We start from the raw sequence: 209 nt of genomic DNA on the forward strand, positions 1-209 counted from the left end.
GATAGTTCGGTGGCCCGCTGCTGGCGGTAGCGTGCCGCAAACACTGCTGGCGGTATCCGGCCAATCGCGCCGTGGGAGCGCACCTGGTTGTAGTCGTCCCGCCAAGCCGCAATGATCTGCCGCGCTTCTGCCAACAATCGAAGACATGCTCATTCAGGCACTCATCGCGGAATCTGGCATTGAAGCTTTCGACGTAGCCGTTCTGCATC

General features: G+C 60.3%; 1 pseudogene. It reads right to left on the reverse strand.

Annotated features, from left to right (window positions below):
• A pseudogene (locus ACG97_RS17415) lies at nucleotides 1–209 on the reverse strand (transposase); the annotation flags it as partial.

Origin of the sequence: Vogesella sp. EB, assembly GCF_001037925.1 — a bacterium.
Lineage (GTDB): Bacteria > Pseudomonadota > Gammaproteobacteria > Burkholderiales > Chromobacteriaceae > Vogesella > Vogesella indigofera.